This is a genomic window from Streptomyces sp. DF42 (assembly GCF_058267695.1).
The window spans coordinates 9,547,650-9,566,630 of the sequence record NZ_CM177859.1; the positions used below are offsets into that span (position 1 = coordinate 9,547,650).

Annotated in this window: 18 protein-coding genes and 1 pseudogene; 10 read left to right on the forward strand and 9 right to left on the reverse strand. The window is 71.1% G+C overall.

The window, feature by feature from the left end:
• Positions 1-154 precede the first annotated feature (154 nt).
• Together ACYUED_RS43965 and ACYUED_RS43970 are read right to left on the reverse strand one after the other, a co-directional pair.
• On the reverse strand, positions 155-1,789 hold the full coding sequence (locus ACYUED_RS43965; RefSeq protein ID WP_491289981.1) for an amidohydrolase: 1,635 nt from the start codon (positions 1,787-1,789) through the stop codon (positions 155-157).
• Positions 1,790-1,808: 19 nt separating this feature from the next.
• Positions 1,809-3,311: an APC family permease gene (locus tag ACYUED_RS43970; RefSeq protein ID WP_491289982.1), complete on the reverse strand. Its 1,503-nt coding sequence runs from the start codon at positions 3,309-3,311 to the stop codon at positions 1,809-1,811.
• A 130-nt stretch (positions 3,312-3,441) separates the two neighbouring features.
• On the opposite strand from ACYUED_RS43970, the gene ACYUED_RS43975 reads away from it, so the two are divergent.
• On the forward strand, positions 3,442-4,161 hold the full coding sequence (locus tag ACYUED_RS43975; protein WP_491289983.1) for a TetR/AcrR family transcriptional regulator: 720 nt from the start codon (positions 3,442-3,444) through the stop codon (positions 4,159-4,161).
• A gap of 129 nt (positions 4,162-4,290) precedes the next feature.
• Positions 4,291-4,683, forward strand: coding sequence for a VOC family protein (locus ACYUED_RS43980; protein WP_491289984.1), 393 nt, complete (start codon positions 4,291-4,293; stop codon positions 4,681-4,683).
• A 27-nt stretch (positions 4,684-4,710) separates the two neighbouring features.
• On the opposite strand, the gene ACYUED_RS43985 is transcribed toward ACYUED_RS43980, so the two are convergent.
• Both ACYUED_RS43985 and ACYUED_RS43990 read right to left on the reverse strand, forming a co-directional pair.
• Positions 4,711-4,995, reverse strand: a complete 285-nt coding sequence (locus ACYUED_RS43985) for a DUF4235 domain-containing protein (RefSeq protein WP_491294720.1) — start codon at positions 4,993-4,995, stop codon at positions 4,711-4,713.
• A 60-nt stretch (positions 4,996-5,055) separates the two neighbouring features.
• Complete coding sequence (locus tag ACYUED_RS43990; protein WP_491289985.1) at positions 5,056-6,069, reverse strand: glutathione S-transferase family protein; 1,014 nt, start codon at positions 6,067-6,069, stop codon at positions 5,056-5,058.
• Positions 6,070-6,164: 95 nt separating this feature from the next.
• Here ACYUED_RS43990 and ACYUED_RS43995 point away from each other — a divergent pair, with 95 nt between their 5' ends.
• Positions 6,165-7,133, forward strand: a complete 969-nt coding sequence (locus tag ACYUED_RS43995) for a cation diffusion facilitator family transporter (protein WP_491289986.1) — start codon at positions 6,165-6,167, stop codon at positions 7,131-7,133.
• A gap of 125 nt (positions 7,134-7,258) precedes the next feature.
• Here the strand turns inward: ACYUED_RS43995 and ACYUED_RS44000 are convergent, their stop codons facing one another.
• The gene (locus ACYUED_RS44000) at positions 7,259-7,705 is read right to left on the reverse strand and encodes a nitroreductase family deazaflavin-dependent oxidoreductase (protein WP_266593653.1); all 447 of its coding nucleotides are present in this window, start codon (positions 7,703-7,705) and stop codon (positions 7,259-7,261) included.
• Between the two features lie 110 nt (positions 7,706-7,815).
• Positions 7,816-8,439, reverse strand: coding sequence for a LysE family transporter (locus tag ACYUED_RS44005; protein WP_491289987.1), 624 nt, complete (start codon positions 8,437-8,439; stop codon positions 7,816-7,818).
• A gap of 279 nt (positions 8,440-8,718) precedes the next feature.
• Between ACYUED_RS44005 and ACYUED_RS44010 the strand changes: the two genes are divergently transcribed.
• The 4 genes from ACYUED_RS44010 (at position 8,719) to ACYUED_RS44025 (ending at position 11,467) form a co-directional block, all read left to right on the forward strand.
• Positions 8,719-9,918 (forward strand): cytochrome P450, encoded by a 1,200-nt coding sequence (locus ACYUED_RS44010; protein WP_491289988.1) that lies wholly within the window; start codon positions 8,719-8,721, stop codon positions 9,916-9,918.
• 31 nt (positions 9,919-9,949) lie between these two features.
• The gene (locus tag ACYUED_RS44015; RefSeq protein ID WP_266525776.1) at positions 9,950-10,144 is read left to right on the forward strand and encodes a ferredoxin; all 195 of its coding nucleotides are present in this window, start codon (positions 9,950-9,952) and stop codon (positions 10,142-10,144) included.
• A 287-nt stretch (positions 10,145-10,431) separates the two neighbouring features.
• Positions 10,432-10,890 (forward strand): nuclear transport factor 2 family protein, encoded by a 459-nt coding sequence (locus ACYUED_RS44020; protein ID WP_491289989.1) that lies wholly within the window; start codon positions 10,432-10,434, stop codon positions 10,888-10,890.
• Between the two features lie 25 nt (positions 10,891-10,915).
• Complete coding sequence (locus ACYUED_RS44025) at positions 10,916-11,467, forward strand: flavoprotein (RefSeq protein ID WP_491289990.1); 552 nt, start codon at positions 10,916-10,918, stop codon at positions 11,465-11,467.
• Positions 11,468-11,552: 85 nt separating this feature from the next.
• Here the strand turns inward: ACYUED_RS44025 and ACYUED_RS44030 are convergent, their stop codons facing one another.
• Positions 11,553-12,395: an endo alpha-1,4 polygalactosaminidase gene (locus tag ACYUED_RS44030; RefSeq protein WP_491289991.1), complete on the reverse strand. Its 843-nt coding sequence runs from the start codon at positions 12,393-12,395 to the stop codon at positions 11,553-11,555.
• A gap of 243 nt (positions 12,396-12,638) precedes the next feature.
• On the opposite strand from ACYUED_RS44030, the gene ACYUED_RS44035 reads away from it, so the two are divergent.
• Positions 12,639-13,610, forward strand: coding sequence for an aldo/keto reductase (locus tag ACYUED_RS44035; protein WP_491289992.1), 972 nt, complete (start codon positions 12,639-12,641; stop codon positions 13,608-13,610).
• Positions 13,611-13,619: 9 nt separating this feature from the next.
• On the opposite strand, the gene ACYUED_RS44040 is transcribed toward ACYUED_RS44035, so the two are convergent.
• The gene (locus ACYUED_RS44040) at positions 13,620-14,429 is read right to left on the reverse strand and encodes a phytanoyl-CoA dioxygenase family protein (protein ID WP_491294721.1); all 810 of its coding nucleotides are present in this window, start codon (positions 14,427-14,429) and stop codon (positions 13,620-13,622) included.
• Positions 14,430-14,501: 72 nt separating this feature from the next.
• Here ACYUED_RS44040 and ACYUED_RS44045 point away from each other — a divergent pair, with 72 nt between their 5' ends.
• Both ACYUED_RS44045 and ACYUED_RS44050 read left to right on the forward strand, forming a co-directional pair.
• Positions 14,502-15,404, forward strand: a complete 903-nt coding sequence (locus ACYUED_RS44045) for a helix-turn-helix domain-containing protein (protein ID WP_491289993.1) — start codon at positions 14,502-14,504, stop codon at positions 15,402-15,404.
• A 437-nt stretch (positions 15,405-15,841) separates the two neighbouring features.
• A complete protein-coding gene (locus ACYUED_RS44050; protein WP_491289994.1) occupies positions 15,842-17,650 on the forward strand; it encodes an RICIN domain-containing protein in 1,809 nt (602 codons plus the stop codon).
• A gap of 9 nt (positions 17,651-17,659) precedes the next feature.
• On the opposite strand, the pseudogene ACYUED_RS44055 reads toward ACYUED_RS44050, so the two are convergent.
• Positions 17,660-18,914: pseudogene (locus ACYUED_RS44055) on the reverse strand (SLC13 family permease).
• Positions 18,915-18,981: the final 67 nt, after the last annotated feature.

Below are 18,981 nucleotides of genomic sequence, written 5' to 3' on the forward strand. Positions count from 1 at the left end.
TGCAGAGCCCCCCGCCCTGCGAACGGGTGGCCGAAATGACCACCCGCGCCCTCGAACTCAGTTCCTGTGGCCGAAAGTTGAACCGAGAAGCGATACGAGGCTGCCCATAGCCTAAATGATCTACGCGTGACCTCACCGTGATGTCCGTTACTGCTTACGCCTCTTCGGCTGCGTACACTGCCTCCCCTCCCACGTAGGTCAGCGCCACACCCGTCTCCGCTATCGCCGAGCTCGGCCCGTCGAACGGATCGCGGTCCAGCACCACCAGATCGGCCAGCGCGCCCGCCTGCACCCGGCCGGTGTCGTCGAGGTGGTTCACATGGGCCGATCCCGCGGTGTACGCGTTCAACGCCTCGGCGAGGCCGATGCGCTCGCCGGGCAGGAACACCGGGGCGTCGTTGCCGTCGGGCGTCAGGCGGTTGACCGCCACGTGGATTCCCTGGAGCGGATCAGGGCTGCTGACCGGCCAGTCGCTGCCCGCCGCGAGCCGGGCCCCCGAACGCAGCAGCGCCCTGAACGGGTACTGCCACGCGGCCCGTTCGGACCCCAGGAAGGGAATCGTCAGCTCGTCCATCTGCGGTTCGTGCGCGGCCCACAGCGGCTGGATGTTGGCGGTGGCGTCGAGCCGGGCGAAGCGCGCCACGTCGTCGGGGTGCACGACCTGAAGGTGCGCCAGATGCGGCCGGGTGTCGCTCGGCCCGTTCGCCTCACGCGCGGCCTCGATGGCGTCCAGGGCGTCGCGTACGGCCCGGTCGCCCAGCGCGTGGAAGTGGCACTGGAAGCCGAGGGAATCCAACTCGGTCACGTACGTGGGGAGTTGCCCAGCGTCGATGAAGCTCGTGCCGCGGTTGGCGGTGGCGCAGCCGCATGGGTCCAGATACGGGTCGAGGAGCGCCGCCGTCCCGGTCTCGGCGACCCCGTCCAGCATCAGTTTGACGCTGCCGGCGCGGAACCGGCCGTGGCTCGACGCCGCCCGCCTCTCGACGAGTTCGGGGATCTGCTCGGCCCCGCGCTCACGGTCCCACCACAGGGCGCCGACCACACGAGCGGTCAGCGAGCCGTCGCGCGCGGCGGTCAGATACGCCTGCGACGGGTCGTCCATGCCGAGGAAGTCCCCGACGAGAGCGTCCTGCCAGGCCGTGACGCCGAGGGCGTGCAGATGGCGCTGCGCGTGCAGCAGCGCCGCCAGCCGGTCCGCCGGGGTGACCGGCGGTGTCAGACGCCCGACGAGCTGCATCGCGCCCTCCTGCAGCGTTCCGCTCGGATCTCCCGCCGCGTCCCGGTCGATCCGCCCGTCGGCCGGATCCGGCGTGTCCCGGTCGATGCCCGCCAGCCGCAGTGCACGGCTGTTGACCCAGGCGCCGTGGTGGTCGCGGTTGGGCAGGTAGACGGGCCGGTCCGGCACGACCGCGTCCAGGAGCTCCCTCGTCGGCGTGCCGCCCTCGAAGGCCTCCATGGACCAGCCGCCCCCGGTGATCCACTCCTGCTCCGGGTGCGCCGTGGCGTAGGCACGGATGGCGGCGACCGTCTCCTCGGCCGTCCTGGTCCCGGTCAGATCGCACTGGGAGAGTTCCAGGCCGGCCGGCAGGGGATGGACGTGCGCGTCCTGGAAGCCCGGCAGCAGCAACCGTCCGGCCAGGTCGACCACTTCGGTCCGAGGTCCGGCGAGATCCAGGACCTCGGCGTGCCCGACAGCGGTGATGCGGTCGCCGGTGACGGCCACGGCGGTGGCGGTGCGGCCCGCGGGAGTGAGGACCGGGCCGCCGGTGAAGATGAGATCTGTGTGCATGGTCCGTTCCTGGTGGGGGTCAGTTGGACGTGGCGAGCAGCTGCGGCGCGTCGGCGTCCGTGCCGTCGCCCGTGCGGAAGTACGGCGACCTGCGCACCCACTTGGCCCACGCGGCGGCCACGAAGCCCGACGCGATCATCACCACGGGAGTGAGGAGCAGGAACCAGCCGTTGTCCGCGCGGAGTTCGAGATGGTCGGTGGAGGTGTAGAAGGACCAGCCGAGATAGCCGCCGAGTCCGAGCAGCGCCGCCGCGCTCAGCGTCGGAAGCACGACTGCCCGTATGCCCTCCCGCCAGTTCTCGCGCAGCAGAGAGCGGAAGCGGACGGCCGCCGCGAGCGCGGTGAGGGCGTACGACAGGGCGACCACGATGCCCACGGCGCTCACCGTCGCCATGATCATGTCCGAGAGCCGCGGAATGACCAGGGCGAGTGCCGCGATCACTGTCGCCAGGGCGCCGATCAGCAGCGTGCCGGCGGCCGGCGTCCCGTAGCGGGGGCTCACCTTGGACCACACGGGCCCCAGGGTGCGGTCCCGGCTCATCGCGAACATCGCCCGGGCCGTGGGAATCACGCCGGCCTGCAGCGAGGCGACCGCCGAGAACATCAGGGCCACGAGAGGCAGTGCCGCCACCGGCTGGGAGGCCAGCCGGTCTCCGAAGTACGCCAGGCCCTGGGCGCCGTGCCCGGCCAACTCCGGCTCGGTCAGGACCCGTTGGAAGGCAACCGAGCCGAGCAGGAAGAGCATCAGCATGGTGACCAGGGTGATGAGGCCGGCGCGGGAGGCGTCGCGCGGCTCGCGCACCTCCTCGTTGACACTGAACGCGGTCTCGAAGCCCCAGTAACAGAACACCGAAAGCAGCATCCCCTGCGCGAGCGCCTTCGCCGACGGGATCGCGAACGGGTCGAACCAGCTCAGGCTGAAGGCGTGCGGGCCGTGGATGATGCCGTATCCGCAGAACCCGAGCAGGACGACGTACTCGAAGACCAGCAGCCCGGACTGCAGCCGCGCCGCGGTCCGGACGCCGGTGACGGCGGTGACGGTGACCGCGATCAGGACGACGATGCCGACGGCGGTCGTCTGCACGGTCGAGCCCGGGTCCAGGGCGAGCCCGGCCACCCGGTGCAGCCCCGACTCCCCGGCGAGCTGGATCATTGCCGACCCGGTGACGGCCGTCGTGTACGCGAGGAACGCCAGCGTCGCCACGATGGTCACCCAGCCGACCATGAAACCGAGCCACGGACTGAGCGAACGACCCACCCACACATAGCCGTTGCCCGCGTTCGGCTCCACCCGGTTCAGCCGGGAGAAGGCGCCCGCGATGCCGAGGACCGGCAGGAACGCCAGCAGCATGATCGCCGGGAGATGCAGGCCCACCACACCGGCCGTGACGCCCAGGCCGATACCGATGCTGGTGGTCGCCGCCGTGCTGGACGCGGCGATGGCGACGCCGTCCAGGACGCCGAGAGACTTGCGCAGCTCGGGCCGCGCTGGTGGATCTGCACCGAAGGGGGTGTCGGACATGGCCGGGTCTCCGCTCGCACCGTGGGGCCTGGTCGGCCCGGTGACCGCACATGAAACTGCCCGGGGGCTTAACACGTCAACGGTGTTGTCATAAAGTGCGGGCACGGCACCGGTCCCAGGGAGGCAGTCCATGAGCGAGCGCGTCGTCCCACCCGATGCCCGACGCCGCAGACGCCCCACCAAGCAGGGCGTCGTCCTCTCCGAGGAGCTGATCGTCGCCACCGCCCTGCGCCTGATCGAGGAACACGGCGCGGCGGCGCTGTCCGTCCGGCGCCTCGGCCACGCGCTCGGTGCCGACCCGAGCTCGCTGTACCGCTATTTCCGGCACACCGACGACCTGATGCTCGCCGTCACCGACGAACTCATCGGCAGCACCCTGCGTACCTGGCGCCCCACCGGTGACTGGCGCGCCGACCTCAGGGACCTCGGTCTGCGCATGCACGCGGGCTCCCTCGCCCATCCGCGGGCATCCGTCCTCAGCTCCTACCGGGTGACCGGACGGGTGTACGAGATCCACGCCGTGGAGACCATCCTCGGTGTGCTGCGCGACGCCGGGTTCCCCGACGGCGAGGCGGTGCGCATCTATCACGCCTTCGTCGACCAGTCCCTCGCCTTCGGCGCCCTCGACTCGGCCAGCGCCGCCCTGCCGAAGGCCGCCCGGGAGGCGGAGACGGCTGTGTGGCGGGCCACCTACGCGCGGCTCCCCGCCGACACACACCCCCACATCGCCGCCACCGCCCGCCATCTGGTGGCCGACATGCGTCAGAGCTCCTACCCGGCCGCACTGGACCTCTTCCTGAGTGCGGCGGCGGCGCGACTGGCGGAGATCCGAGCGGGTCAGGAGACGTGACGCCCGCCAACTCGGCGCGTTCGTACGGGAATTGGCTGGTGGCCGACTGAAAGGGCCGGACCGGGATATCCGTGAGGTACAGGAGCGGCGGGACACGACGCCCCGCGCCCCGGACCGTTCGGAGGAGACATGCCACTGGTGGAAGCGGGTTACGTGGTGCTCGACTGCGCCGAGCCCGAGAAACTCGCCCTGTTCTACAAGGAACTGCTGGAGGGCGAGGAGACGGATGCGACCGCCAACCGTGTGGAGATCAGGGGCGCCGACGGCTTCCGGCTGGCCTTCCGCCGCGATGTGAACGCGGTACCGCCGAGCTGGCCGCGCCCCGAGAACTCCCTCCAGGCCCACCTGGACTTCGTCGTGGCGGACCTGGACGAGGCGGAGCGCAAGGTCGTGGAGCTGGGCGGGCGCCCGCTGGAGACGAAGGACGCCTCCGGGCCGTTCGAGCAACGCGGGTACGCCGACCCGGCCGGCCACTCCTTCACCCTGCTCCGCGTCACGCCGACGGCACCCAAGCAGGGCTGAGCCGCCCCACCGGCCGCTCCACCGGCGTCAGTCCCGGCCGCCCTTCTCGGCGACCGGCCAGACGCCGGTGGAGCGTTCGATGGCCTTCGCGCCCGTGCGGTCCACGGCGCTGCGCACCACGGCGAACAGGGCGCCCTGGACCGCGGCGGCGAGCAGTATCTCCCCCCAGCCACGCTCCTGGTCGAGGGCGTCGGGCGCGTCCTCCTCGTGCCGCAGCGCCATCCACGTCTTGCGGAACGCGAGCCCGGCGAGGGAGCCGCTGACCCAGCCCAGAGCGAATCCCAGGGGCTTGTAGGCGAGGGGCAGCTTCATCTTCTTCTTCTTGGTCTTCGCCACGTCTGTCTCCTTCGTCGATCGGGGCCGGTGCGTCGGTCAGGGCCGGCCCTGCGGCGCGACCTGCTCGTCCGCGGGAGCGGGCCCCGGAGGCGTCCCGTCGCCGAACGGCCGGCCACCGAGCTCTTCGCGGTGATGGGGCGTCAGCCACCCGGACGGATCCGGCCCGAGAGGCACGATCCGGGTCGGGTTGATGCCGGTGTGGACCTGGTAGTAGTGCCGTTTGATGTGGTCGAAGTCGACGGTGTCACCGAAGCCGGGCGTCTGGTAGAGGTCACGAACATACGCCCACAGGACCGGGTTCTCGGCCAGCTTCCAGCGGTTGCACTTGAAGTGTCCGTGGTAGACGGCGTCGAAGCGGACCAGGGTGGTGAACAGCCGGATGTCGGCCTCGGTGAGGGTGTCGCCGACCAGAAAGCGCTGCCGCGCAAGCCGCTGCGTGAGCAGCTCCAGACGGTGGAACACGCCGGTGTACGCGGCCTCGTACTCCTCCTGGTCCGTGGCGAAACCCGCCCGGTACACACCGTTGTTGACGTCCTCGTAGACGTCCGACATCACCGCGTCGATCTCGTCCCGCAGGGCGTGCGGGTACAGGTCGGGTGCCCCGTCGCGGTGCAGAGCGGTCCACTCGGTGGCGAGATCGAGGGTGAGCTGCTGGTAGTCGTTGGTGACCAGCTTCCCGCTGGGGATGTCGACGACCGCGGGCACGCTCACGCCTCCCGGGTAGCCGGTCTCCCGCCGCTCGTAGGCCTCGCCGAGGAAACGGATGCCCAGGACCGGGTCACGGCCCTCCGGATCCAGGGTGAAGCGCCAGCTGCGGTCGTCCTGGACCGGGTCGGCCACGGCGAGGGACAGGGCGTTCTCCAGTCCGAGCAGACGGCGGGAGACCAGCGCCCGGCTCGCCCACGGACAGGCACGGCTGACCACCAGCCGGTATCGGCCCGCCTCCACCGGCCACCCGTCCCGGCCGTCCGCCGTGATCCGATCCGTGAAGTGGCTCTTGGACCGCTTGAACGACTTCTTCCCGTACGTGCTGTTGCCCCCGCCGCCCATGTTTCCTCCCTGAGGTGCGTGTCCCTCAGGGACGCGTTCCCCGAATTCGGCCGCCCGCACGGTGTGAGCCGCCCCGAGAGGGGCAGTCGGCGAAGGTGAGCGGGACATCTTCGGACGACAGGACAGACCGCAGGACTCGCGTCACCGTGCTGGTGGCGCTCGCGGCGAATCTCGTGATCGCGGTGGCGAAGGCCGTCGGCGGCCTGCTGGCCGGATCACCGGCTCTGCTCTCGGAGGCCGCGCACTCCGTGGCCGACAGCCTCAACGAGGTCTTCCTGCTGGCCGCGCTGCGCCGCAGCCGCCGCCCGGCCGACACGCGGCATCCCTTCGGCTACGGCAAGGAGCGGTTCTTCTGGTCGCTCCTCGCGGCCGTCGGGATCTTCGTCATGGGTGGCTGTTTCTCCTTCTTCCAGGGCGTCGAGGCCCTCAGAAACGGCGCCGACGAGAAGCTGAGCGGCTATGTGGCGGGCCTGATCGTGCTCGGCGTCGCCTTCGTCGCGGAGGGCGCGTCACTACTGAGGGCGCTGCATCAGGTACGACAGCAGGGCGGCAGGAGCGGTATGCGCGACCCCGCACTGCGCACGGTGGTCGCCGAGGACGGCACGGCGGTGCTCGGCGTGACGCTGGCCGCTGCGGGCATGGCACTGCACATGGTCACCGGACAGGTGGTGTGGGAGGCGTCGGCGTCGCTGGCGATCGGCGTGCTGCTCGTCTTCGTCGCCTACCAGCTGGGCAGCGAGGCGCGCGACCAGCTCATCGGGGAGTCCGCCGACCCGGAGACGGCGGCCCGGATCCGCGCGCTGCTCGAAGCGCAGCCCGAGATCGACAGCGTGGAGGCACTGTTCACGATGAAGACGGGCCTCGACACGGCCCTGGTGGCCGCCCGTGTCGACCTGGTGCCCGGGCTGGACAGCGAGCGGGTCGAGGAGGTCGCCGTACGGATCAAGAAGTCCCTGGCCAACACCGTGTCCGAGGCCGACCAGATCTTCCTCGACATCACCGACCGGCCGGCCCAGGAGGCACTGGAAAGCCCCGCCGCGACGGGGGAACGCGGCGGGGCCTGACGCACGCGTGCCCGGTGCCATCCGCTTCATGCGTGCTCGACCGAAGATTTTTTCCGGACCCCTCTCAGGGAGGGGTCCCGGCTCGGTTCAGGGCCCGGTGATCAGGCCCCCGCCCCCGGCCCGGATCACTTCTCTCCGGATTCGAGGACGAAGACCGGGATCTGCCGGTCCGTCTTCTCCTGGTAGTCGGCATACGGCGGATAGGCCTCGACGGCACGCTCCCACCACTCGTCCCGCTCGGCGCCGCTGATCTCGCGGGCGACGTAGGCCCGCTTCACCGGTCCGTCCTGGAGCTCCACCTGGGGGTCGGCCTTCAGGTTGTGGTACCAGACCGGGTGCTCGGGGGCGCCGCCCTGCGAGGCGACCACGGCGTAGCGGCCGTCGTGCTCGACGCGCATCAGGGGCGTCTTGCGGATCTTCCCGCTCTTGACGCCGCGGTTCGTGAGCACGATCACCGGCAGCCCGGTGTCCCGCAGGGTCGTCCCCTTCGTGCCACCGGAGCTCTCGTACAGCTCCACCTGATCCCGCACCCACTGCGCCGGACTCGGTTCGTACTCGCCCTCGAGAGGCATGGCATCCGTCCCATCGTCGTGTCGTACGGCTGACTGCCACCGTGGTTCAACACCGGTGTGCGCAGGATTCATCCATACCGCACCGGCCTTCGGCCACGCATCGGTCAAGATCAACCCACCATCCGTACCGCGAGTGCCGTGATCACGCCACTCGACAGCAGCGCCGTCACCAGTCTCCCGCGCCGGCCCGTGAGCGCCCGGCCGAGCAGAGCCCCGCCCCCGGCGAGCAGGAGCTGCCAGCTGGCGGACGCGGCGAAGGCCGCCGCGACGAAGACGCCCTGCTCCAGGGGCGCCGCCGCCTGTGAGGTCCGGGTGCCGAGCACCAGCGCGGCGAAATAGATCACCGTGGTGGGGTTGAGGAGCGTGATCCCCAGCAGGCTCAGATACGCCCGTACGGCACTCGGAGGAGGCGGGCCGCAACGGGCGGTGAGCCGGTGACCGCGGTACTGCCGCAGGGCCGCGACCGCGCCCCGCACCGCCAGGGCGGCCAGCACCACGGCCGAGGCCCAGCGCAGCGGCCCCAGTACGGGTCGCAGCGCGGCCGCGAGAGCGGAGCCGCCGAGCATGGCCGGCAAGGCGTAGAGCCCGTCCGCGGTGGCGACGCCGAGCGCCGCGCAGACACCGGTCCGCAGCGACGTACGGGCGGTCAGGGACACGAGGTAGGTCGCGACCGCGCCCACGGGAACGGCGATGCCGTAGCCCGCGACCAGGCCCGCGACGAGCGCGGCGGTCACGACGCGGGAAGCGTCGGCCTCCGGTGCCGGCCGGACTGCTGCTGGAACCGCACCGGCATGGCGGTGGCGGTCAGCGGCAGCAGGGCGAAGGTCGTAGGCATGACCGGATTGTGGACGCGGCCACGGCCCGCCCACAACCGAATTCCGATGCGTGAGCGAGTATCCCCGGCCAGTTTGCCGGGACCACCGATCTGGCCGAACTTCACGTCGCCCCATAGATGCCCCGGGCATCTAATGAAGGTCTGCACCACGCACGCTCTTCGTCTGTGAGGTCTTTCCATGACGGAAACGGAACCCGTCGCGTTCCCCCAGGACCGGACGTGTCCCTACCACCCGCCCACCGCCTACAAGCCCCTGCGCGCCACCCGCCCGCTGTCCCGGATCACCCTCTACGACGGCCGTCCGGCCTGGCTGGTCACCGGTCATGCCCTGGCCCGCGATCTGCTGGCCGACCAGCGGCTGTCGGCGGACCGCACCCATCCCGGCTTCCCGGCACCCACCGAACGCTTCTCGGCCGTGAAGAGCCGGAGGGTCGCGCTGCTCGGAGTCGACGACCCGAAACACCGCACTCAGCGGCGGATGATGGTCCCCAGCTTCACCCTCCGACGGGCCGTCGAACTGCGCCCCGAGATCCAGCGGATCGTGGACGAGCGGATCGACGCGATGGTGGCCCAGGGGCCGCCCGCCGAGCTGGTGAGTGCCTTCGCGCTGCCCGTGCCGTCGATGGTGATCTGCGCCCTGCTCGGCGTCCCCTACACCGACCACGAGTTCTTCGAGGGACAGTCACGCCGGCTGCTGCGCGGACCCACGGTCGAGGACGTGCAGGACGCACGCCACCAACTCGACGCGTACTTCGAGGAGTTGATCGACCACAAGCAGAAACAGCCGGAGCCCGGCGACGGCGTGCTGGACGAACTCGTCCACCAGCAGCTGCGCGAGGGAGTGCTCGACCGCCAGGAGGTCATCTCGTTCGCGACCATCCTGCTGATCGCCGGTCACGAGACGACCGCCAACATGATCTCCCTCGGCACCTTCACGCTCCTCCAACACCCCCAGCGGCTGGCCGAGTTGCGCGGCGACAAGGAGCTTGTGCCTTCGGCGGTGGAGGAGCTGATGCGGATGCTGTCCATCGCGGACGGGCTGCTGCGCCGGGCCACCGAGGACATCGAGGCGGGCGATACGACGATCCGGGCGGGCGACGGCGTCATCTTCGTGACCTCGGTCATCAACCGCGACGAGGACGTCTACCCCGCACCCGACACCCTCGACTGGCATCGCTCCGCCCGCCACCACGTCGCGTTCGGCTTCGGCATCCACCAGTGCCTCGGCCAGAACCTGGCCCGTGCCGAGTTGGAGATCGCCCTGCACACCCTCTTCGACCGGCTGCCGACGCTGCGCCTCGCCGCTCCGGCGGACGAGATCCCCTTCAAGCCCGGCGACACGATCCAGGGGATGCTGGAACTCCCCGTGACCTGGTAAGAGGCTGCAGGCCATGCACATCGACAGGGACATCGACATCGACATCGACAAGGACGTCTGCATCGGGGCCGGCCAGTGCGCGATGGCCGCCCCGGGCGTCTTCACCCAGGACGACGACGGATTCAGCACGCTGCTGCCGGGCCGCGAGGACGGCGGCGGCGATCCGATGGTGCGGGAAGCCGCCCGGGCCTGTCCGGTGGGCGCCATCACCGTGTCCGAAGGGTGAGGTCGGCGGGACAGCGGCAGCCGCCGCGTCGCCTGCCGCGCCCGCCGCGCGGGCTCGGTGCTCTCGGTGATCCCGGCGCTGACCACGGCACCCTAGGCGGCAGGAACAGCTCCCCGCCCAGGGCGCCGGACACCCCCGCTGCCACGAACCCGGCGGGACAGCCCCGTATTGAAGACGGCGAGGCTCCGCTCCCGGGCCCCCGCCGTTCCACGAACTCGGCGAGTCGGCCGCGCCGGCGCACGTCGCGCCGCCCCGGATACTGTTGTCCGCCCGTCGAGGAGGAACCCATGGCCGACCGTCCGCCCCTGCCCCCGTTCACCCGTGAGACCGCCGCGCAGAAGGTCCAGGCCGCCGAGGACGCCTGGAACACCCGCGATCCGCACAAGGTGGCGCTCGCCTACTCGGAGGACTCGGTGTGGCGCAACCGCGACACCTTCGTCACCGGCCGGGCCGAGATCGTGCGGTTCTTGACCCGCAAGTGGGAGCGCGAGCAGGAGTACGCGCTGCGCAAGGACCTGTGGGCCCACGAAGGCAACCGCATCGCGGTCCGCTTCCAGTACGAGTGCCGAAACGCCGACGGCCAGTGGTGGCGCTCCTACGGCAACGAACTGTGGGAGTTCGACGAGCACGGTCTGATGACCCGGCGCGAGGCCAGCATCAACGACGTGGCGATCGAGGAGAAGGAACGCCGCATCCACGGCCCGCGGCCCGAGGCCGAGCGGGGGCGGTCCTTCCCGATCGAGTAGCGATGCCCCTGGGTAGTGTGCGCGGATGACCGAACAGGCCGGGAAACCCCCGCAGGCCGAGAAGCCGTTCCTCTACGTCGTCGTCTGCGCCGCGGGAATCGCCGCGGACGTCAGCAGGCTGATCGCCGCCGCGCAGGAGCGGGACTGGGAGGTCGGCGTCATCGCGACGCCGGTCGCCATGAACGGCTTCTTCGACAGCAGGGCCGTCGAGGCACAGACCGGCCGTCCCATACGCTCCGCCTGGCGCACCCCCGGTGATCCGCGCCCCTTCCCGCCGCCGGACGCCGTCGTCGTCGCGCCCGCCACCTTCAACACGATCAACAAATGGGCGGCGGGTCTGGCCGACACCCTGGCCGTGGCCACCCTGTGCGAGACATACGGTCTGGGTGTCCCGGTCGCCGTACTCCCGTGCGTCGCCGACGCGTTGGCCGCCCACCCCGCCTATCAGGACAGCCTGACACGCCTGCGTGGGATGGGCGTCCGGTTCGGTGAGCCGTACTCCGGTGAGGGGGGAGAGGACGGTGCGCGACCGTCGTTCGGGTGGGAGCGGGTGCTGGACCGACTGAACGGGGGCTGACACGCACTCAGGGCCCGCCGGTGACGGTGAAGTGCAGGTGCGTGAGCGGCAGTCGACCGACGGGGCATCCCGTCGGTCCTCGCCCTCACCGGACCCTGCGGACGTAGTCGTCGCTGCCGGGCGTCGAGACCATCACGTCCCGCCGGACGATGCTCAGTCGGTCGCCGAATCCTGTAAGGGCCTTGCGCAGCCCGCTGTCCGAGTACTCGATCACGAGCACCCGGTCGTCGAACGCCTTCGCGTACGCCCCGCACTCGTCGTGCTCCGCGCACTCCTCGGCCACCGCGAAGTCGAGCCCCGTCCGCTTCCTCAGCCCGGCCAGCTCCACCGTGTTCTTCTGCGCGATCGCCAGGTGCCGGGCGTGCGCGTGCCGGGACAGGAGCGTGACGAAGGCCGTCGCGTCGTTCGCCGTCAGCAGGTGCCGGGAGCGGGTGTAGCTGTCGTAGTTGTCCGGCTCGACCGCGTCGAATCCCTTGGCGGCACAGCCGTCGATCCATCGGCCGATCCGGGCCGCCACGCGCTGCCGTTTGGCCGGCGTCCGGATGTCGAGCAGTGCCTCTCCCCAGTCCCCGTCGACGACCACCTTGCCCCGCCCGTCCCGCAGCAGCAGGTCGGAGGGCCAGGAGGTGCGCTCGCCCGGCTGGGACTGGAAGGCGTTGACGTAGCAGACGTTGTACAGGCCGGGCGCAGGGGAGGCCGTACGGTCTCGGCTGACGACGCGGGTGCCCGGCGGCGGGGGATAGGCGCCGCCGATCTGGTAGTCGAAGCCGGCGTGGCGGGGCGGGAGGTGCAGCTCGGCGGACGGCTTCGACGTGCCGGCCGACTCCTTGCCGGAGGAACCGCACGCCGACAACGCGGCGGTGAGAAGTACGCAGGCGCCGACGGCCGTCCCAAGACGTCCGACGCGAGAGGCACCCTTGGCGGGCATGTCCGCTCCATCAATCGCGGGTACGACCCCGCCTCGGACCGGGTGTCCGGGTGATCCTGGCGACTTTGGCCGGACTTGGAACTCGTCCGCTACCGGCTGGGCGTACCTCTGTATGCCGCTGAGCGGCTACGCCGAAGATCAAAGCGCCGACGCGGGCCCTGCGTCAAGAGGGCGTGGTGCTGGAAGTACGGGTGAAGTCGTACGCTCCCCCTCGTACCCATCCCGAAGGCAGGAGCAGCAACGATGCAGTACGTGAAGCTCGGTTCGACGGGCCTGGACGTGTCGCGGGTCTGTCTCGGCTGTATGACCTATGGCCTGCCCGACCGCGGTGTGCACGAGTGGACCCTCGACGCGGAGGCCTCGCGTCCCCTGATCCGGCAGGCGCTGGAAGCCGGGATCAACTTCTTCGACACGGCCAACGTCTACTCCGACGGCACCAGTGAGGAGATCGTCGGCAAGGCGCTGCGGGACTTCGCGAACCGCGACGACATCGTCCTCGCGACGAAGGTGCACGGCCGGATGCGGCCCGGGCCCAACGGCGGCGGCCTGTCCCGCAAGGCGATCATGGCCGAGATCGACCACAGCCTGAGCCGCCTCGACACCGACTACGTCGACCTCTACCAGATTCACCGCTTCGACCCGCACACCCCCGTCGAGGAGACGATGGAGGCCCTGCACGACGTGGTGCAGGCGGGCAAGGCGCGCTACATCGGCGCCAGTTCGATGTTCGCCTGGCAGTTCTCCAAGATGCAGTACACCGCCGAGCGGCACGGCTGGACCAAGTTCGTGTCCATGCAGAACCACTACAACCTCCTCTACCGAGAGGAGGAGCGCGAGATGCTGCCCCTCTGCTCCGACCAGGGCGTGGGCGTCCTGCCCTGGAGCCCCCTCGCCCGCGGCCGGCTCACCCGGGACTGGGGCACCGTGACGGAGCGCAGCGAGAACGACGACTTCGGCAGCCGCCTCTACCCGGAGAGCGACCGCACCATCGTCGAGGCCGTCACCCGCATCGCGGGCGACCGAGGCGTCCCGCGCGCCCGCATCGCCCTCTCCTGGCTGCTCCACCAGGACACGGTGGCGGCGCCGATCGTCGGCGCCGCCAAGCCGCACCACATCGAGGACGCGGTGGCCGCCGTCGAACTCGAGCTCAGCGACAAGGAGATCGAGGAGCTGGAGCAGCCGTACGCGCCGCACCCCATCGTCGGTCACAGCTGACGAGTGGCCCTAGTGGGGCCCGTGCGGTTCGAACTCCGTGCCGCACGGACCCGCACCCTCGCTCTCCGCCAGCAGCACCCGCTCACCGTCCATCGTCACCGTGCGGTAGTAGCGCCCGATGCGCTCCACCGACCGCCCCACGTAGTGACCGATGAACGAGCGGCGGAAACGGTCCGGCGTGCGGTTGGGCTGCGAGCCGTGCACCAGGCTGCCGTTGAAGAACAGGACGTCTCCGGGCGCCATGTCGACCGGCACGGCCGCGAGGCCCGGCGGCGGGGGAACGAACTCCCGCGCGAACGACACGTCGGCGTCCGCCTCCTCGGGGCAGAACAGGTCCATCCGGTGCGTACCGGGGACGACCTCCAGCCCGCCGTTGTCCCGGTCGATGACGTCGCAGGCCACCCACGCCGCCACACAGGTGCCCGGCTCGACCCGCAGGTAGAAGTTGTCCTGGTGCAGCGCCTGCCCCCGGGCGCCCGGTGGCTTGAAGTAGAACATGCTCTGGGCGGCCAGGACCTCCTCGCCGAGCAGAGCCTCCAGCACCGTGCGCAGCCGGGCGTCGAGCAGGAGGCGCCGCGCGGGCTCGCTGATCTCGTGCGGGTGCATCACCCTCGGGTACGCCGCCAGCGGATCCTCGGACGTGCGCGGCTGGAAGTGGCCGGGCACCGGCCCGCCCGCGTGCAGCGCCGCGAACTCCGCGCGGAGCCGGTCGATCTCCTCGTAGCCGAACAGCCCGCGCACGACGGTGAACCCGTCCTGCTCGAACCGCGTCAGCCCGTCCTGGGTCAGGATGGAGGTGCCGGCGGCGTCCATGTCCATGGCTGTCATGCGTCCACTCCTCGGTCAGGTGTCCTCGGCTCATCACGCTAGGCCGCCGCATGCCTGAGGAGGATGCCCGTGAACGCTGACGGATTGCCCGAGACCGCTGCGCCGCCGCCGGGCCTGGTCGTGGTCGGCCGCTACGACCGGCTCCAGGGGTACGGCGTCGACCGGCCGCGGGGCGCCGACAGCTGGCTGTTCACCTGGACGACGGGCGGGCACGGCCGGCTGCGCCAGGGAGCGGCCGAGGCACGGGCGGGCGCGGGAGACCTGGTGGTGCTCGCCCCGGGAGTCCGGCACCAGTACGCCGTCGAACCGGGCGCCCGCAGCTGGCAGTTCTGGTGGGTGCACTGCCAGGCGCGTCCTGCCTGGGCGCCGTGGCTGCGCCCGTACGGCACCGGCGACGGACTGTTCGTCGTCACGCCGACCCCGGCCACCCTGCACGACCGGGTCGGGGCGGCCTTCCGCCGGATGCTCGCCGATGCCCGCTGGACGGGAACGGAGGCACCGCCCGCCGCCGCACCGGACGACCGGGTCGCGGTCGCGCACGGCACCGCGGCCCGGGAACTCGCCCTGTCCTCGCTGGAGGAGATCGTCCTGCTCACGGCCGCCACCGCGCGGCCTCCGTCGCCCCCTCCCGGCACCGACCCCCGGGTGCGGCACGCCGAGGCGCTGATCGCCGCGGACCCCGGTGCCCCGCACACGGTGCGCTCACTCGCCGAGAGCGTGTCGCTGTCGCCCTCACGGTTCGCCCATCTGTTCACCGGGCAGTCCGGGCAGTCCCCGATGCGGGCGCTGCGCGAGGCCCGTCTGCGGCATGCCGCACGGCTTCTGGAGAGTACGGATCTGTCCGTGGACAGGGTGGCCGCGGCTTCGGGGTTCGCCAGCCCCTTCCACTTCAGCCGCGTCTTCCACACGCGTTATGGTGCGCCGCCCGGCGCGTACCGGAGGGGCGGCTCAATGGTTGAAACGTGAGCCGAAGTACGCCGTTCGACCCGTCGGATGTGCGGCGGGACGGCCGCTTCAATGGTTGGCGGAGGGGGCCGCACCGCGAGCCGGCTGAATCCCATTCCCGATTACTGCCCCGATAGGATTGACGATTCGTCAAATCCGCTCGGTGGGCAGGCAAAGCACAAAACCGCGAGATCTCTTGTTAGGGCTCCCTGGCCTGTGTAAAGGTGTGCCCTGTCGGCGCGCAGACAATGGATTCTTTTGCTGGGCGCACGAGGCCGCTCCCCGTTCGACCTACGCTTCGAAAGAGCTTCCCCAGGTGGGCGTTCGAGCTGCTGAATCCTGTACGGGCGGACACTGTCGCACAGGCGGCGGGTCCCCATACCCAATGGTATGGACTTTATGCGCATGCCGCCGAGAGGAATGCAGCCGTGACTGACGCCGGCCTGTCGAATTCCCCCATGTCCGACCGCCGGTTCGACGTCACCGACGAGCAACTGAGCGCCGAGCTCAAGAAGTGGACGGGGTCGACGCCCGCGCTGCAGCCCGTCGGTGAGCTGCTCGACCGGCACTGGGAAGCGGCGTTCGCCTACGCACGGCTGTGCACCGACGGTGTCCCTTCCGCCGGGATGCTCACGACCGCCGCATTCACCCGGCTCTTCGGCGAGACCCTGCGGCAGAACGGGCCGACGTCCGCCTGGCGCCCCCAACTGCTCGTCACCGTGCGCCGCATCGCCGCGGAGTGGGACAACGACCACAGACGGGAACACCTCCACCCCCAGCTGTGCTCCCAGGGCGGTGACCGCGTCGCGGCCCGCCTGCTCCCGACGGCCGACCGGCGTCTGCTGTCCGGGGCCTTCCAGCGGCTTCCCCAGTCGGCCCGCTGCCTGCTGTGGCACGTGGAGGTCGAGGCCGAGTCACTGGACATACCCGGCGGCCTGCTGGGCCTTGAGGAGGAGGACGCGCGCGTCGAGCTGGAGCGGGCCCGTGAACGCCTGCGCGAGGAGTGCCTCCAGGTCCACCGCGAACTCGCCCCCGAGCAGGAATGCCGACGCTACCTGCGCATGCTCGACGTGACCTACCGGCGTGGTGGTGTCGACATCGACCCCGACCTGAACGCCCACCTCGCCGGCTGCCGGCACTGCAGCCACACGGCCGGCCAACTCGCACAGTTCAACCACGGCATCGGCCTCGCCCTGGCGGAGGCGGTGCTCGGCTGGGGCGCCCGGGCCTACGTGGAATCCCGCGCCTCCAGGCCCGAGGAGCCCGGCGCTCTTCCCGAGGAGATCCCGGCCCCGCCCATGCGGGGCGAGCCTTTCACCCGCGAGTACCCGTCTCCCGGCACGGGCGCCCGTCCCGGCGGCCGCGCCGCCGCCCGCCGCTCGGCCCACAGGGCGGCCCGGCACACCGCAGCCCGCCGCCGCAATCTCGCCGCGGCCGTCGTGACGGTGAGCGGGCTGATCGTCCTCCCGCTGGTCCTGTGGTCCGTGCTCGGTTCCGGCGACGGCGGTACCGCGGCCGACGGCGGCCACCCCTCCGAGAGACCCGGCAGCGGCAAGGGCTCGCCGGCCACCGACCCGTCCTGGGTCAGCACCAGCACGGGCACCCAGGGCCCCCTGCGCGGCAGGCTGCACAACGTCGACTCCGGACTGTGCGTCGCTGTCATCGGCAAGAAGGCCGTCGAGGGAGCCGAGACCGAACTCGCCGACTGCTCCTCGGCCGCCGTCCAGCAGTGGTCGTACGAGACCGACGGCCGTCTGCGCAGCGTCGCGGCCCCCGGCCTGTGCCTGGACTCCCACCTCGGCTTCTCGGTGCAGCTCGCCTCGTGCACGGGCGCGTCCAAGCCGGGTGCCAGGAACATCCGTTACGACTTCACCCTGCAGGGCACGCTCGTTCCGCGCTGGGACCAGGACCTGGCGCTGACCCCTGCCGCCACCGACGGTTCGGGCGCGCTGGTCGTCAAGACCCGCGACGACAGCACCGCCCAGCGCTGGGTCTTCGACACCTCCAAGGCCGACCTCCAGATGCAGGTGGTCAACTGGGACACCGACAGCGGTCCCCTGCACTCGCCCTCGGCCACGCCCACCCCCAAGGCCTCCAGGACACCGGGCCCCACGCCGACGCCGTCCACGACGCCGAGGGCCACCCAGCCGACGCCGACCGGCTCCTATCCCGCGAACTCCTACTGCTACTACAACCCGTCCTACTGCGGATGGGGCGGGTACGGCTCGGACCCTGGTCACGGCCACGGCGGCGACGGCCGCCCCTGACCGGCAGGCTCAGTCGGCGACCTGCAGCGACAGCCACAGCGCCGCCACGGCCGACACGAGCGCGGCCGGGGTGGCGAGCAGACCCAGCCGGGTGAACTCCGCGAGCTTCACGTCCTGGCCGTGCCCGTGCACGATGCGCCGCCACAGCAGCGTCGCCAGCGATCCCGCGTAGGTCAGGTTCGGGCCGATGTTCACGCCGAGCAGCACCGCCAGCACCGCACCGGGCCCGGCCGAGGCGGTCAGCGGCAGCAGGACCAGCACCGCGGGAAGGTTGTTGATCAGGTTCGCCAGTACGGCGGCCAGCGCGGCGATGCCCAGCAGTGCGAGCAGCCCCGACCCGCCGGGCAGCACGTCGTCGAGCGCGTCGGCGAGGCCGTTGTCCACCACGGCCCGCACGACGATGCCGAGCGCGAGGACGAACGCGAGGAACGCAGGGGAGGAGGCCCGCAGCGCCGAGAGAGGGGTGGCCCGGTGCCGTAGCATCGCGTGGACCGCCAGCACCAGCGCACCTGCCGTCGCCACCCAGGCCGGCTCGATGCCGACGGCCGAGGCCACGACGAACCCGGCCAGCGTGCACGCCACGGTGACCAGCGCGAACACGGGCAGTTCGGGCGTCTCACCGGGTTCGGGGGAGTGCAGGGACGCGGTGAGGTCGTCGGCGAAGTAGCGCCGGAAGGACCAGGTACTCGGCGCCGATCGCAACCAGCCACGGCAGTGCCATCAGCGCTGCGAACCGGGTGAAGCTCAGACCGCTCGTCTCGAAGGCCAGCAGGTTGGTGAGATTGGAGACGGGCAGGAGCAGCGAGGCCGTGTTCGACAGGTGGGCGCACGCGTACAGGTGCGGCCTGGCCCGCACACCGGCCCGGGCGGCGGTGGCGAGCACCACCGGTGTCAGCAGCACCACGGTGGCGTCCAGGCTGAGCACGGCCGTGATCGCCGACGCCAGTACGAAGACCGCCACCAGCAGCCGCCCTGGCGAGCCCGCCGCTCGCCGGGCCATCCATGCCCCGCACGCCTGGAAGAGTCCTTCGACGTCACAGAAGTGCGCCAGCACCAGCACCGCGGCGAGGAAGCCGACGACGGGCCCGAGACTCGCCGCATCGGCCCGTGCGTGGTCCAGGGAGATCGCGCCCGTCGCGACCACCAACCCGGCGGCCGGGACCGCCAGCACCGCCTCGGGCAGGCCCCTCGGGCGCAACACCGCCCATGCGAGGACGGCGACGAGCAGGACGACGGACAGCGTTTCGGCGAGCGGGGTGTTCAGAGTGGGGTCCTTCAGGGCGGATCTGTGCGGATCTGTGCGAATCAGGGTGGGGGAGGCGCCTTCAATG